Consider the following 13,469-nt stretch of genomic DNA (forward strand, 5'->3'; position numbering starts at 1 on the left):
TTAGTACAAGTGTTGACTATCTTTGCGCTTCAAAATTTTAACATGGCAGACAATTTTAAAGAGCTGGGCTTAAGTGCCGGCTTAATCAAGGGACTTACAGAGCTTGGGATTATAAATCCTACACCAATTCAACAAGAGGTTATTCCTATATTATTACAGGAAAAAACACATCTTGTAGGACAGGCGCAAACAGGTACCGGTAAAACTGCTGCTTATGGTTTGCCTATTTTAGAGCGCATAGATCCTAAGAAAAAAAATATACAGGCTCTAATATTGTGTCCTACACGAGAGCTCTGTCAGCAGGTGGCAAAGCAGCTGTTTAGATACACAAAATATACAGATAAAATTTTTACAGAAGCTATTTACGGAGGTGAGAAAATAGACATTCAGATAAAAAATCTATTAAGACCTACACATATAATTGTAGCTACACCGGGTAGACTCATAGATTTACTAAATCGAAAAATAATTGATCTTTCCTATGTAAACACAGTGGTGCTTGATGAGGCAGATGAGATGTTAAGTATGGGTTTTAAACAGCAGTTAGACGAGATTTTAAATGCGGTAAAAAATGTAGATAATAAGTGGTTGTTTTCTGCCACTATGCCTCACGGAATTAAGCAGATTGTAAATGAACATATGTCTTCTGAAGCACATCGTATTCAGATAAGTAAAGATGTGGTGAATAAAAATATAGACCATAAATTTTTGCAATGTGAGGAAACAGATAAGTTGCCAATACTTTTAGATTTTTTAAAAACCAGAGGTGATGAGCGTGGTATTATTTTTTGTAAAACTAAAGCGGCAGCAACTAAGTTGGCTAAACAATTAATAGCAAAAAATATAGCTGCGGAAGCTTTACAGGGAGATATGTTGCAAAAAGAGCGCGATAAAGTAATGCGTGCTTTTAAAAATGAAAGTCTACGTCTTCTTGTTGCTACAGATATAGCAGCACGAGGTCTTGATGTACAGGATTTGACTTTTGTAATTCATTACCAGATGCCAGATCAGGAAGAATATTATACCCATAGAAGTGGTAGAACTGCCAGAGCCGGTAAAGAGGGTCTTTCTCTTGCTTTAGTGACTACTAAGGAGCTGCGTATTTTACGTAGTTATGAAAAGTCTTTGCAAATAGGCTTTGGAGAAGTTAAAAGTAGATAGATCTAAACGTGACTGTACCAGAATATACTCCATATAAATAGGAAGGTCCATAGTACAGTTCTAATCCAATTTAATTTAACCAGACGTTGAGGGGTTTCTTTCGCTGCAGTTTTTGTGGCAATACTGTTATGTAGTGGTACAAACTGAATGAAGGTAGACAGCCACAATGCGATAACCACAAATCCACTTACAAGCGTATAAACTGTAACTACATTTAAAAGTTGTACTGCGGTAACTAATAGTTGGCCTATCATTAATGGCATTACAATGTAAGAAAGTCGGGTAGTGTATTTTTTATGCCATAAAATCAAATCTGTTTCAGAATAGTAGCAAAATCCAGGGTAAATTACTAATTGCACTAGCCAGATAAGGATAAGCATCCCGGTATCAAGCAATACTCTTATAAAATCTAAAGGCATAAACTTGGTTAGTTATAGGCTCTAAATTTAAATAAAAGCGCAGCAATTAATAGGCGTTATGAATGCTTTTCTACAACCTGTTTTAGATCTGCTCTAGTAAGCACTCCGCTTTGTCGCCAAAGTTGTTTTCCATTTTTAAAAAGCATCAGCGTAGGAACACCACGCACTTGAAATTTTTGAGCAAGCGCCTGATTTTTATCTACATCAACCTTAATGATTTTTACTTTTTCGCCTAAATCTTTTTTCACATCTTCAAGTATAGGAGCTAGGGTCTGGCAAGGGCCACACCAAGTTGCATAAAAGTCTATCAACACCGGCGTTGATGATTCAGTTAGATTGCCAAAGGTTGTTTTCATATTTACAAAGCTAGGAGTTTCTTTTTATTCACAAAATGCTTTAACTACATCTTAATACTATCCCAATACCAGCGTTAAAGGGCGTTAAGAAAATATTTGAAGCTTAGTCAATTAACTAAATTTGTATTGATTAATTTATAAATATGAAGAAGTCGCAGTTTGACTTTATAAAAATTGTAAGCTATGAATACGAGTAAAGAAAATATTTTAGTTGCTGGAGCAAACGGTACAACGGGAAAAAAGATTGTGGAATATTTAAGAGAATCACAATATTATAATCCGGTTGCTATGGTGCGCAAAGAAGAGCAAAAAGAGCAGTTTAAAATACTTGATGTTGATACCGTTTTAGGTGATTTAGAAAAAGATCTTTCGCACGTTGTAGAAGGTATTGATAAAGTGATTTTTGCCGCAGGTTCTGGAGGAAGTACAGGTCCTGAAAAAACAACAGCAGTAGATCAAGAAGGAGCCAAAAGTCTTATAGACGTATCAAAGAAAGCAGGAATTAAGAAATTTATAATGTTGAGTTCTATAAATGCAGATAAACCTGAAACAGGAGGGGAGTTAGAGCATTATCTAGAGGCTAAACAAAATGCAGATAATCACCTCAAGAAAAGTGGATTATTATATAGTATCGTACGTCCTGGAACTCTTAAGGATGAAGAAGGAACGCGTAAAATCACAGCTGCAGAAAAAGTTGATATGGGTAAAATAACCCGTGATGATGTTGCATATACACTAGTGCACGTTTTAAACGACGATATAGCGCAGAATGCGGTATTTGAGATGATAGAAGGTGATGAGCGTATTGAAGATGCTTTAAAAGCTTTTTAATAAGATGTAATATGTTGGAGTGTCTTAATGTATTATATTAGATTCAAAATTTAAAGGAATATTGATAGTACCGCCATTTAATTAAAATAAAAACCCCTGTAAACCTAATGTTTACAGGGGTTTTTTTGTACCCGGAATGGGACTTGAACCCACACGTACAGAGTACACACGGCCCTCAACCGTGCCTGTCTACCAATTCCAGCATCCGGGTGTTTAAATCAAAATTAGTTTTAAAAAATAAAACCAGACCTTAAGATCTGGTTTTATTCTCGTGACTTGGCTGGGGCTCGAACCCAGGACCCTCTCCTTAAAAGGGAGATGCTCTGCCAACTGAGCTACCAAGTCTTTTACAACTCAGATTTATTTAAATCTCAACGATTTTAAAAAGTTTTAAAAAGTAAAACCAGACGTTGAGATCTGGTTTTAATATGGTGACTTGGCTGGGGCTCGAACCCAGGACCCTCTCCTTAAAAGGGAGATGCTCTGCCAACTGAGCTACCAAGTCTTTCCTTAAATGCGGCTGCAAATATACATCCATTTTTTTAATCTTACCAAGCCTTTTTGTAATAAATTTGAATAAAATAGTAAGACAGAGCTTAGGCTTCTGAAAATCAGTAATTTTAAGCATGAAAATATATTTAATAGGCTATATGGGTTCTGGTAAATCTACTTTAGGTAAGATTTTAGCTGCCGAAAAAGAGATGAATTATATCGATTTTGATGACTACGTAGAGCAAAAAGAGGGGAGATCTATTGCAGAAATTTTCGAGGAAAAAGGAGAAATTTATTTTAGAAGGCGAGAATCGCAATATTTAGATGAGCTGCTTGTAGGTTTTGAAAATACCATTATTAGTCTGGGTGGCGGAACTCCTTGTTATGGGGACGCTATAGATCGTATAAAGGCCGCAGAGGGCACTTCGGTTTATATTAATGTTAGTGTAGGTGAACTAACTCAAAGGCTGTGGACGCAGCGGGATCACAGGCCCGTTTTAAAACATCAGGAAACTCAAGAGAAGCTAGAAGAGTTTATACGCAAGCATTTATTTGAACGCAGTTTTTATTACAACCAAGCTACTATAAAGCTTCTTGTAAACGACCGTTCTGTACCTGAGTTGATAGAAGAATTAAAAACGCGCCTATTCTAATATAGCAGAATCTTTACCAGGTTTAAATCTAACCTTAACACGCTCTTGAAGAGATGTGCTTAGTGAAATGCCTTTATAATCTGCCTTTACAGGATATTTTTTGTGGTTTCGGTTTACGAGCACTGCTGTTTTAAATTGCTTAAGTGGTACATCTAGAAAATGCTTAACTCCATAAATTAAAGTTGTTCCCGAGTTTAAAACATCATCAATAAGTACAAGAGATTTATCTTGATATTCACTTTCTGTAAGTGATGTTGTAACCGTACCTTGAGGTGCAGTTTTATTCATAGTTACCTTACAGAGCGTACACTTTAGATCAGAAATAGTTTCTAAAATAGCTTTCAAACGTTTTGCAATTACATATCCGTTTTGCGCAACTCCTGCTAAAATGAGTTCTTCCTCATTTACATTGCTTTCATAAATCTGATAGGCAATTCTGCGTATTTTATGTTCAATGTCTTCGTGATTAAGTATTGTTTGCACGGCAGTTTTCATAAGATTTAGTTAGCGGGTTGCTGTTTGTTTTCAAATATAAAAAAGAGTTCGTTGCCTTGACGTGGTTTTATAGAATTATAACAAGGCTCTAGTATTTTTATAGTAAACTCTTCGGAAAATAACTTGTGATATTCTAACTCACTTCCTCCGTAAGGTGGCCCTTTTTCTGTAGACGGAAAATTAAAAAGCAATCCCACTATTTTTCCGGAAGGCTTAAGTAATTGATTCATGTGTTGTGCGTAATCTAATCTTAAATCGGGGTCTAATGCACAAAAGAAAGTTTGCTCAATAATAAGATCATAGGTTTCATAATGCTTAAAGAAATCACCTTCTATAAAATGCGAATCTGGTACATCAGGTAAATGAGCCTTTAGGTTTTGTAATGCTGAAGTAGACAAATCTAATACCGTCACATTGGTAAAGCCTTGTTTATATAAATATATTGCCTCGTGACCAAAGCCGGCTCCCGGAATTAAAATCTTAAGATTCTTATTAGATAATTGATCAAAATACGCTACTAACGGGTCTGAGGCGTAACCTATATCCCAACCGGTATTACGCTCGGCATACCTGCTTTCCCAATAGTTTTTATTCAACATCTTCAAAAAAATCATCTGTATCCTGAAAATCATCGAGGTCCCTACGATCTTTCTTAGTAGGGCGGCCTGTACCGCGTTTGCGGTAATAATCTTTAGAATATTTAAGCAGGTCTAATTTTTCCAGGTTTTCTGCGGGTGTTTTATCTATGACATAAAGTCCCACAAGTTTAGCGCCTACACGGCTGGGCGGGTGCTCTATGACTTCAAGAACATAGTCAACCTGATTTTTTCTAACTTGTATAGTGTCTGACGGAAAAACTTCTCGTGAAGGTTTAACTGCAACATCTTTAATTTTTACCTGTCCTTTTTTGCAGGCATTCGTAGCTATAGAACGTGATTTAAAGTACCGTATACACCACAAATATTTGTCAACTCGCATAATCTATTGCTTTAAAGCTCGTTTTTAATAACACAAAAATAGCGCAAAATTGTATCTTGCGCGACCTAAAAGGAATATGATGAATATGATTAGAAATGTGATTGTGGCTGTTTTAGGCCTTTTTATTTTAGCCTCGTGTAGCAAAGATGATGATTCTGTAGAAGTTACTCCACCGCGTGATCGAGGTGAGGTTGAAGTTGAAAGTCAGGCAAATTTGAAAGCGTATTTAAATACCCACTTTTATAATTATGAGGAGTTTGAAGCTAAAGAAGATGGTTTTAATTATAAAATTGTATTTGATACGATAAGTGGTTCAAATTCAGATAAAACACCTTTAATGTCGCAGGTTGTTGAAGAGAAGTTTACATATCTGGACACAGAGTATACGTTATATAGTTTAATAGCTAGAGAGGGTGCTGGTTTACAGCCTACGTTTGCAGATTCTACTTTTGTAAATTATCAAGGTAATGTTGTGGGTGGTGCTAAATTTGATAGTTCAGTAACACCGGTTTGGTTTGATTTAACACAAGTTGTATTTGGGTTTGCAAACGGTTTAAAAAATCTTAAAGCAGGTACTCAGTTCACCCAAAATGCAGATGGTTCAGTAAGTTTCGGTAATGATTATGGTATTGGAGCTGTTTTTATTCCTAGTGGTTTAGCGTATTTCAATGGTTCAGGATCAGGTTATAGCGCATACTCAGATCTTGTTTTTACATTTGACCTTTACCGAGCTGTTGAAGACACTGATGATGATAATGATGGTGTTCCTAATTGGAAAGAAGATATTAATGGAAATAATTTTTTAAATGAAATAGAAGATGATAGTGATGGAGATAATATTCCAGACTATTTAGATGCAGATGACGATGGCGATGGTACTCTTACGCGTGATGAGATTGTAATTAACGCAGATGGTACTATAACCTATACAGATTCTAATAATGATGGTACTCCAGACTATTTAGATCCTGATGTAAACTAATATCCTCTTGCTTAACTAAGAATAATAAAAAATCCCCGCAAGATTAGATCTTGCGGGGATTTTTTTATCACTTTAATCTTTCGGTTTTACTAACCTTAGAGGTTTAACGATAAACTTAAAATTAACTGGTCTGGTCGTGTATCTATACGAGAACCATCTCTAATAATTCCGTTAGTGTCTAAAAACTCTGCTTCGTTATCTCCAAAGCCTCTTTCATAACGTAAATCAATTCCTAGTTTACCCAGAGATACTCCGGCTCCAACATTAAGTCCTACTGTAAAATCATTTTTTACATCTCCTAAAGTCAGGCCATCATAGTCTGTGTCTAGTATATATTGCAATGAAGGTCCTGCAAATACATTAAGTGGACCAAAAACTTCGTAACCTATTAATAAGGGTGCGTCTAATTTTTGCATACTAAAGTCAGAATCTTCATAAGTAGAATTAAGCTTAGTATATACAAGCTCTGGTCTAAAATACAGTTTGTCTCCAGTACGTCCAAAAACTCCTATGTGATAACCTATATCACTACTTGGATTCTCGTAAGCTTTCTTTGTAGAATCACTTATATCTCCTGTTCCGCCATAGTTAAGACCAGCTTTTATACCAAAACCAGGGTCTGATTGTGCGTGTGCTGCGCCTGCGGCTAAAAATAAAATTCCTAAAAATAAATTCTTCATATCGGTTATTTTGTGCTCTTCTTGTTTTTTAGAGCCGTTAAAATTAAGTTTGGTTTATTTAAAAACCTTCAGAATTTTTGGTTGATAGAGGTAAACACTTTTAGGAATTGTCCTTAAAATGTTTACTTTCTTGTCAGCACTTTATTAACGGCTTCAATAATAGATTTAGTATTTAAACCATATTTTTCCATAAGCTCAGCAGGAGTTCCACTTTCGCCAAAGGTATCGTGAGTTGCCACAAATTCTTGAGGAGCAGGGTCGTTAGTAGCCAGTACGCGCGCAACACTTTCTCCTAAACCACCTAGAAAATTATGCTCTTCACAGGTAACAATACATCTGGTTTTCTTTACAGAATTTAAAATTGCTTCCTCGTCTAGCGGCTTAATAGTGTGAATGTTTATTACTTCAGCGCTAATTCCATTTTCATTTAATTCTTCAGCAGCTTTAATTGCTTCCCAAACCAAGTGCCCGGTAGCAACGATAGTTACATCAGAACCATCAAGTAAATGCAATGCTTTACCTATTTCAAATTTGCCATCTTTTTCTGTGAAATTAGCAACGCTAGGGCGACCAAAACGCAAATAAACAGGGCCTTCGTGATCTGCGATCGCGATTGTCGCTGCTTTGGTTTGATTGTAATCACACGTATTAATTACCGTCATTCCTGGTAACATTTTCATTAAACCTAAATCTTCAAGAATTTGATGCGTAGCACCATCTTCGCCTAACGTAAGACCGGCGTGAGAAGCACAGATTTTTACATTTTTACCTGAATAGGCCACACTTTGACGTATCTGATCGTAAACACGACCTGTAGCAAAGTTTGCAAAAGTAGTAGCATAAGGTACTTTACCTCCTATGGTCATACCCGCGGCCATACCTATCATATTTGCTTCAGCGATACCCGTTTGAAAAAAACGTTCTGGGTGATTTTTTTCAAAGTCATTCAGTTTTAGAGAACCGGTAAGGTCTGCACAAAGAGCAACTACATTTTCGTGAGTCTTTCCAAGTTCATCCATACCCGCACCAAAACCTGAACGTGTATCTATATTTCCTGAGTTTATATATTTTTTCATGAATGTATTTTTAAAGTTTTAGAAATCTCTTGAGTGTTACGTGATTAATAATCACCTAGAGTTTCCGGGTTTTGAGTTAAAGCAGATTCAAGTTGATCATCATTAGGCGCTTTACCATGCCAAGCGTGAGTACCCATCATAAAATCTACACCATTACCCATTATAGTATGTAGTAAAATACAAACAGGTTTTCCTTTTCCTGTTAATGATTTTGCGTTATTTAAGCCTTCTACTACCGCAGTAATATCATTTCCTTTTTCTACATCAAGAACTTCCCAGCCAAAAGCCTCAAACTTAGCGCGAATACTTCCCATATTTAAAACGTGGTCTGTACTACCGTCAATTTGCTGACCGTTTAAATCTATAGTTGAGATAAGATTATCAACTTTGTTTGCAGAAGCATACATAATTGCCTCCCAGTTTTGACCTTCTTGAAGTTCACCATCACCGTGTAAAGAATACACTAAGTTAGGATCTCCATTTAATTTTTTAGTTTGAGCAGCACCTAAGGCTACACTCATTCCTTGACCTAGTGAACCAGAGGCAATACGAATTCCCGGTAAACCTTCGTGCGTGGTAGGGTGACCCTGTACACGTGAATTTATTTTTCTATATGTATTTAATTCAGCTACAGGAAAATATCCTGATCTAGCCAAAACGCTATAAAATACGGGTGATATATGACCATTAGACAGGAAGAATAAATCCTCGTCTTTGCCATCCATATCAAAGCCATCTTTACGCTTCATTACTTCTTGATATAAGGCGACAAAAAATTCTGCACAACCTAAAGATCCTCCTGGATGACCAGAGTTCACTCCATGTACTTGCCTTACGATGTCTCTTCTTACCTGAGAAACAAAATCCTCTAATTGTTTTGTGTTTGGCATTTTTATTGAGTTAAAATTGAACTTCAAAAATACCGTTTTTGAATAGGGATTACAATCAATAACCTATATATTACTAAGCTTTTAAGGAAAATTAAGAACTTTTCATTTTCTACTGCATAATTAGCATTATGACGTGATGTCTTTCTTATCTATCTGTTAAATAGTTTTATCTTTGCCCCTCTAAATTAAGCTATGCAATTTAATCTTCTTAATACTGACGCAGGCAGTCAAGCACGCGCAGGTACACTAACTACAGATCACGGTACTATTGAAACTCCTATTTTTATGCCGGTAGGCACAGTAGGTACAGTTAAAGGTGTGCATCAACGAGAGCTTAGAGAAGATATCAACCCTGATATCATTCTGGGTAACACCTATCATTTATACCTGCGTCCTCAAATAGATATTCTCGAGAAGGCCGGTGGTTTACATAAGTTTATGAACTGGGATCGTAATATCTTGACAGATAGTGGCGGTTATCAGGTATATTCTCTTTCTGCAAACCGTAAAATTAAAGAGGAAGGTGTGAAGTTTAAATCACATATAGATGGGTCTATGCACCTGTTTACCCCAGAGCGGGTAATGGAAATACAGCGCAGCATAGGTGCAGATATTATCATGGCTTTTGATGAGTGTACTCCCTATCCTTGCGATTACAATTATGCAAAACGATCTATGCATATGACGCACCGCTGGTTAGATCGTTGTATAAATCATCTCGATAAAACACCGGTTAAATATGGTTATGATCAAGCATTTTTTCCTATTGTACAGGGGAGTACTTATAAAGATTTAAGAAAACAATCTGCGGAATATATAGCAAATGCAGGAGCGGTAGGGAATGCCATAGGCGGACTTTCTGTAGGAGAGCCGGCTGAAGAAATGTATGCAATGACCGAAATTGTTACCGCAATTCTTCCGAAGGAAAAACCGCGTTACCTTATGGGGGTAGGTACACCTATAAATATTTTAGAAAATATTGCGTTAGGTATAGATATGTTCGACTGTGTGATGCCAACCCGTAATGGTAGAAATGGTACTTTATTTACGCAACACGGTACAATAAACATCAAGAATAAAAAGTGGGAAGCAGATTTCTCACCATTAGATCCAGACGGAACGACCTGGGTAGATCAAGAATATTCTAAAGCTTATGTACGTCATCTTTTTAGTGTAAATGAAATTCTGGGAAGGCAAATAGGAACAATACACAACTTAGGTTTTTATATGTGGCTGGTACGTGAGGCGCGTAAACATATTATCGCTGGAGATTTTTATTCCTGGAAAGAAAAAATGGTTAAACAAATGGACAAAAGGTTATAAATGAAAATCCTAGACTGGTACATTCTTAAGCGTTATCTGGGTACATTTATCATGATGCTTGTTTTATTTATTCCCATAGGGATAACTGTAAATCTTGCCGAAAAGATAGATAAGATGCTTGCTAATGAAGTGCCTTTTCTGGAAGTGGCGTTATATTACTTAAACTTCACAGTTTACTTTGCAAACCTGTTATTTCCGCTGTTTTTGTTTTTATCTGTTATCTGGTTTACGTCAAAGCTGGCTAATAATACCGAGGTTATTGCTTTTTTAAGTTCTGGTGTTTCTTTTTACAGATTTTTACGTCCTTACTTAATAGGAGCAACCATTGTTTGTGTAGGTGCATATATTTTAGGTACGTACTTAGCACCGGCAGCGAGCAGGGGATTTAATGAGTTTTCTTATGAATATTTAAAGAATAATAAAGCAGACCGGGAAACACGCAATGTGTATCGCCAGATAAATGACAATGATTTTATCTACGTGAGCCGTTTTACTCCTTCAAGTAAAATGGGACAGAATTTTACATTAGAACATTTTGAAGATAATACCTTAAAATACAAAATTCAAGCCCGTAGTATTGTCTACAGTCCTGAAGATACCTTGTATCGCCTTAACGGATACAAAAAAAGAATAATAGGTAAGGAAGGTGATATTTTAATAAGCGAGACAAAACTAGATACTCTTTTTGCCTTTGATCTAGAAGATTTAACTCCGTTAGAATATATCGCAGAAACTCTAACAACCCCAAAACTGCGCGAGTTTATAGCTAAAGAAAAAGCAAGAGGATCTTCTGCTATTAACCGGTATGAAGTGACTTTATACAAACGATTCAGTTTACCGGTAAGTGCCTATATACTTACGATAATAGCTGTAGCAGTTTCTTCAATGAAACGCAGAGGAGGTATGGGAATTAACCTTGCATTAGGTATCTCACTGGCATTTATATTTATATTTTTTGATAAAGTTTTTGGTACTATATCAGAACAATCTGATTTCTCTCCGCTGGTAGCGGTCTGGTTACCTAATGTACTCTTTGGTATTTTAGCCATTTATCTGCTCAATAATGCAAAACGATAGTTTAAAAAGCTACCTTCATTTTCACTTTATTGTGTTTATCTGGGGGTTTACAGCAGTTTTAGGTGCGCTAATTACTGTAGACACGGTAGCGCTGGTTTGGTATAGAATGCTTATCGCCTCATTTTTTATATATCTGTACATTCGATATAAAAAAATATCGCTTAAAACAACACGGTCAAATCAATTAAAGCTTACCGCTGCCGGAATTATCATAGCACTCCACTGGCTTACATTTTTTGGAGCCATAAAACTCTCAAATGTATCTATAACATTGGCTATGATGAGTACAGGAGCTTTTTTTACAAGTATACTTGAACCTATATTTTATAAGCGGAAAGTGATCTGGTACGAGATAATTTTTGGTCTGTTGGTAATCGCAGGATTATACCTCATATTTGAAGTAGAAACCCGGTATACTGAAGGTATAATTGTGGCTCTTATTTCAGCTTTACTATCTGCAATTTTCACCTTAATTAATGGGAAGTTTATACAAAAACATAATCATGTCGTGATTTCTTTTTATGAGCTACTTACCGGTACTTTATTTATAACTGTTTTTCTTCTTATCACGGCCCGCTTTGATGCTGAGTTTTTTCAGTTAAAAGAATCAGACTGGTTTTATATTTTAATACTGGCTACCATTTGTACCTCATATGCATTTATAGCTGCAATTAAAGTGATGAAGCATTTAACACCTTACACGGTAATGCTTACCACTAATATGGAGCCTGTTTATGGGATCGTATTAGCGTATTTAATTCTGGGAGATGCAGAAGAGATGAATACAGGATTTTATTACGGAGCATTACTAATCTTACTTACAGTTATAGGTAATGGTATTTTAAAAATGCAACGTAAAAGGCGCAATGCCCGACTATTAAAAAAACAAGTAGAATAATTAAGACGGCTTCACGATTAAAATGGGTTAAGACTTTGGCAAAAGGTTTCTAAAACCGTTATATTTGTGAGCTAACTAAAATTTTCCCCTAATGGAATATTTAGATTTTGAACAACCTATTAAAGAGCTGGAAGAACAGCTTCAAAAATGTTCTTTAATTGGTGAAGAAAGTGACGTAGATGTTACTAATACCTGCAAACAGATCGAAAAGAAACTTGCAGAGACTAAGAAAGATATATACAAAAATCTTACAGCATGGCAGCGTGTGCAATTATCACGTCACCCTAACAGACCTTATACATTAGATTATATCAAAGCGCTATGCGGCGATACTTTTTTAGAGTTGCACGGTGATCGCAATGTAAAAGATGATAAGGCAATGATAGGCGGTTTGGGTAAGATAGGAGACCAGAGTTTTATGCTTATAGGTCAACAAAAAGGTTATAATACCAAGACCAGGCAGTACCGCAATTTTGGTATGGCAAATCCAGAAGGATATCGTAAAGCGCTGCGTTTAATGAAGAGTGCAGAGAAATTTGGTTTGCCAGTAGTATCATTTATTGATACTCCTGGAGCTTATCCCGGTCTTGAGGCAGAAGAGCGCGGTCAGGGTGAAGCAATCGCACGAAATATTCTTGAAATGATGCGTCTCAAAGTACCTGTTATCGTCATAGTGATAGGTGAAGGTGCTAGTGGTGGAGCACTGGGTATTGGCGTTGGAGATAAAGTTATGATGTTAGAAAACTCTTGGTATTCTGTAATATCACCAGAAAACTGTTCGTCTATACTTTGGAGAAGTTGGGAGTATAAAGAGATTGCAGCAGAAGCACTAAAACTAACAGCTAACGATGCCAAGCGTCTTAAGGTTATAGATTCTATTATTAAAGAACCTCTAGGTGGTGCACATACACAAAGAGAAGAAACATTTGCTACTGTAAAAGATACCATTTTGAGCACATTTAAGGATTTAAAAAACTTATCAGCATCAGAATTAGTAGAGAAGCGAATGGACAAATATTCAAATATGGGTGTATTTAAAGGTTAACCTTTTAAACATCACTTGCGCGTAATTTCCGGAATCCTAGGTTCCGGATTTTTTTATGCTTATCAACAAAATATTAAAGTTATTCACAGGTTATTTGTTAACTTCTGGTGAAT

General features: G+C 36.2%; 16 protein-coding genes and 3 tRNA genes. 8 read left to right on the top strand and 11 right to left on the bottom strand.

Annotated elements, in window-relative coordinates:
• Nucleotides 1–42: 42 nt before the first annotated feature.
• Nucleotides 43–1,161, top strand: a complete 1,119-nt coding sequence (locus tag ACIGAM_RS08965; protein ID WP_396511124.1) for a DEAD/DEAH box helicase — start codon at nt 43–45, stop codon at nt 1,159–1,161.
• 2 nt (nt 1,162–1,163) lie between these two features.
• Here the strand turns inward: ACIGAM_RS08965 and ACIGAM_RS08970 are convergent, their stop codons facing one another.
• A complete protein-coding gene (locus tag ACIGAM_RS08970; protein WP_396511125.1) occupies nt 1,164–1,580 on the bottom strand; it encodes a hypothetical protein in 417 nt (138 codons plus the stop codon).
• A gap of 56 nt (nt 1,581–1,636) precedes the next feature.
• Nucleotides 1,637–1,936: a thioredoxin gene (gene trxA, locus ACIGAM_RS08975; RefSeq protein WP_396511126.1), complete on the bottom strand. Its 300-nt coding sequence runs from the start codon at nt 1,934–1,936 to the stop codon at nt 1,637–1,639.
• Between the two features lie 183 nt (nt 1,937–2,119).
• Between trxA and ACIGAM_RS08980 the strand changes: the two genes are divergently transcribed.
• Complete coding sequence (locus ACIGAM_RS08980) at nt 2,120–2,767, top strand: SDR family oxidoreductase (protein ID WP_396511127.1); 648 nt, start codon at nt 2,120–2,122, stop codon at nt 2,765–2,767.
• Between the two features lie 128 nt (nt 2,768–2,895).
• On the opposite strand, the gene ACIGAM_RS08985 is transcribed toward ACIGAM_RS08980, so the two are convergent.
• The 3 genes from ACIGAM_RS08985 to ACIGAM_RS08995 all read right to left on the bottom strand — a co-directional run bounded on the left by ACIGAM_RS08985 (nt 2,896) and on the right by ACIGAM_RS08995 (nt 3,272).
• Nucleotides 2,896–2,978, bottom strand: a tRNA-Leu gene (locus ACIGAM_RS08985).
• 61 nt (nt 2,979–3,039) lie between these two features.
• Nucleotides 3,040–3,112 (bottom strand) — tRNA-Lys (locus tag ACIGAM_RS08990).
• 84 nt (nt 3,113–3,196) lie between these two features.
• Nucleotides 3,197–3,272: transfer RNA gene (locus ACIGAM_RS08995), tRNA-Lys, on the bottom strand.
• A gap of 121 nt (nt 3,273–3,393) precedes the next feature.
• Between ACIGAM_RS08995 and ACIGAM_RS09000 the strand changes: the two genes are divergently transcribed.
• Nucleotides 3,394–3,912, top strand: coding sequence for a shikimate kinase (locus tag ACIGAM_RS09000; protein ID WP_396511128.1), 519 nt, complete (start codon nt 3,394–3,396; stop codon nt 3,910–3,912).
• Here the strand turns inward: ACIGAM_RS09000 and ACIGAM_RS09005 are convergent.
• From ACIGAM_RS09005 to ACIGAM_RS09015, 3 genes are read right to left on the bottom strand one after another with little or no spacing between them, the layout of a single operon-like run.
• Complete coding sequence (locus ACIGAM_RS09005) at nt 3,904–4,407, bottom strand: phosphoribosyltransferase family protein (protein WP_396511129.1); 504 nt, start codon at nt 4,405–4,407, stop codon at nt 3,904–3,906. The two genes, ACIGAM_RS09000 and ACIGAM_RS09005, sit on opposite strands and share 9 nt — an antisense overlap.
• A 5-nt stretch (nt 4,408–4,412) precedes the next feature.
• Nucleotides 4,413–5,006, bottom strand: coding sequence for a methyltransferase domain-containing protein (locus tag ACIGAM_RS09010; RefSeq protein WP_396511130.1), 594 nt, complete (start codon nt 5,004–5,006; stop codon nt 4,413–4,415).
• The gene (locus ACIGAM_RS09015) at nt 4,996–5,385 is read right to left on the bottom strand and encodes an RNA-binding S4 domain-containing protein (RefSeq protein ID WP_396511131.1); all 390 of its coding nucleotides are present in this window, start codon (nt 5,383–5,385) and stop codon (nt 4,996–4,998) included. The genes ACIGAM_RS09010 and ACIGAM_RS09015 overlap by 11 nt, the downstream gene beginning before the upstream one ends.
• 76 nt (nt 5,386–5,461) lie before the next feature.
• Here ACIGAM_RS09015 and ACIGAM_RS09020 point away from each other — a divergent pair, with 76 nt between their 5' ends.
• A complete protein-coding gene (locus ACIGAM_RS09020; protein WP_396511132.1) occupies nt 5,462–6,367 on the top strand; it encodes an FKBP-type peptidyl-prolyl cis-trans isomerase in 906 nt (301 codons plus the stop codon).
• A 95-nt stretch (nt 6,368–6,462) separates the two neighbouring features.
• Here ACIGAM_RS09020 and ACIGAM_RS09025 read toward each other — a convergent pair whose 3' ends face one another.
• The 3 genes from ACIGAM_RS09025 to ACIGAM_RS09035 all read right to left on the bottom strand — a co-directional run bounded on the left by ACIGAM_RS09025 (nt 6,463) and on the right by ACIGAM_RS09035 (nt 9,013).
• Nucleotides 6,463–7,047, bottom strand: coding sequence for an outer membrane beta-barrel protein (locus ACIGAM_RS09025; RefSeq protein ID WP_396511133.1), 585 nt, complete (start codon nt 7,045–7,047; stop codon nt 6,463–6,465).
• Nucleotides 7,048–7,169: 122 nt separating this feature from the next.
• Nucleotides 7,170–8,123, bottom strand: a complete 954-nt coding sequence (locus ACIGAM_RS09030) for a transketolase family protein (protein WP_396511134.1) — start codon at nt 8,121–8,123, stop codon at nt 7,170–7,172.
• Between the two features lie 44 nt (nt 8,124–8,167).
• On the bottom strand, nt 8,168–9,013 hold the full coding sequence (locus tag ACIGAM_RS09035; protein ID WP_396511135.1) for a transketolase: 846 nt from the start codon (nt 9,011–9,013) through the stop codon (nt 8,168–8,170).
• Nucleotides 9,014–9,205: 192 nt separating this feature from the next.
• On the opposite strand from ACIGAM_RS09035, the gene tgt reads away from it, so the two are divergent.
• The 4 genes from tgt to ACIGAM_RS09055 all read left to right on the top strand — a co-directional run bounded on the left by tgt (nt 9,206) and on the right by ACIGAM_RS09055 (nt 13,356).
• A complete protein-coding gene (gene tgt, locus ACIGAM_RS09040; RefSeq protein WP_396511136.1) occupies nt 9,206–10,336 on the top strand; it encodes a tRNA guanosine(34) transglycosylase Tgt in 1,131 nt (376 codons plus the stop codon).
• A complete protein-coding gene (locus tag ACIGAM_RS09045) occupies nt 10,337–11,413 on the top strand; it encodes an LptF/LptG family permease (protein WP_396511137.1) in 1,077 nt (358 codons plus the stop codon).
• A complete protein-coding gene (locus ACIGAM_RS09050; RefSeq protein ID WP_396511138.1) occupies nt 11,400–12,311 on the top strand; it encodes a DMT family transporter in 912 nt (303 codons plus the stop codon). The genes ACIGAM_RS09045 and ACIGAM_RS09050 overlap by 14 nt, the downstream gene beginning before the upstream one ends.
• Before the next feature lie 91 nt (nt 12,312–12,402).
• Nucleotides 12,403–13,356, top strand: a complete 954-nt coding sequence (locus ACIGAM_RS09055) for an acetyl-CoA carboxylase carboxyltransferase subunit alpha (RefSeq protein WP_396511139.1) — start codon at nt 12,403–12,405, stop codon at nt 13,354–13,356.
• Nucleotides 13,357–13,469: the final 113 nt, after the last annotated feature.

The organism is Leeuwenhoekiella sp. NPDC079379, from assembly GCF_044542075.1.
Lineage (GTDB): Bacteria > Bacteroidota > Bacteroidia > Flavobacteriales > Flavobacteriaceae > Leeuwenhoekiella.

Coding starts and splice junctions, on each gene's coding strand:
- ACIGAM_RS08965 (WP_396511124.1), top strand. CDS start 43: ATGGCAGACAATTTTAAAGAGCTGGGCTTAAGTGCCGGCTTAATCAAG.
- ACIGAM_RS08970 (WP_396511125.1), bottom strand. CDS start 1,580: ATGCCTTTAGATTTTATAAGAGTATTGCTTGATACCGGGATGCTTATC.
- trxA (WP_396511126.1), bottom strand. CDS start 1,936: ATGAAAACAACCTTTGGCAATCTAACTGAATCATCAACGCCGGTGTTG.
- ACIGAM_RS08980 (WP_396511127.1), top strand. CDS start 2,120: ATGAATACGAGTAAAGAAAATATTTTAGTTGCTGGAGCAAACGGTACA.
- ACIGAM_RS09000 (WP_396511128.1), top strand. CDS start 3,394: ATGAAAATATATTTAATAGGCTATATGGGTTCTGGTAAATCTACTTTA.
- ACIGAM_RS09005 (WP_396511129.1), bottom strand. CDS start 4,407: ATGAAAACTGCCGTGCAAACAATACTTAATCACGAAGACATTGAACAT.
- ACIGAM_RS09010 (WP_396511130.1), bottom strand. CDS start 5,006: ATGTTGAATAAAAACTATTGGGAAAGCAGGTATGCCGAGCGTAATACC.
- ACIGAM_RS09015 (WP_396511131.1), bottom strand. CDS start 5,385: ATGCGAGTTGACAAATATTTGTGGTGTATACGGTACTTTAAATCACGT.
- ACIGAM_RS09020 (WP_396511132.1), top strand. CDS start 5,462: ATGATGAATATGATTAGAAATGTGATTGTGGCTGTTTTAGGCCTTTTT.
- ACIGAM_RS09025 (WP_396511133.1), bottom strand. CDS start 7,047: ATGAAGAATTTATTTTTAGGAATTTTATTTTTAGCCGCAGGCGCAGCA.
- ACIGAM_RS09030 (WP_396511134.1), bottom strand. CDS start 8,123: ATGAAAAAATATATAAACTCAGGAAATATAGATACACGTTCAGGTTTT.
- ACIGAM_RS09035 (WP_396511135.1), bottom strand. CDS start 9,013: ATGCCAAACACAAAACAATTAGAGGATTTTGTTTCTCAGGTAAGAAGA.
- tgt (WP_396511136.1), top strand. CDS start 9,206: ATGCAATTTAATCTTCTTAATACTGACGCAGGCAGTCAAGCACGCGCA.
- ACIGAM_RS09045 (WP_396511137.1), top strand. CDS start 10,337: ATGAAAATCCTAGACTGGTACATTCTTAAGCGTTATCTGGGTACATTT.
- ACIGAM_RS09050 (WP_396511138.1), top strand. CDS start 11,400: ATGCAAAACGATAGTTTAAAAAGCTACCTTCATTTTCACTTTATTGTG.
- ACIGAM_RS09055 (WP_396511139.1), top strand. CDS start 12,403: ATGGAATATTTAGATTTTGAACAACCTATTAAAGAGCTGGAAGAACAG.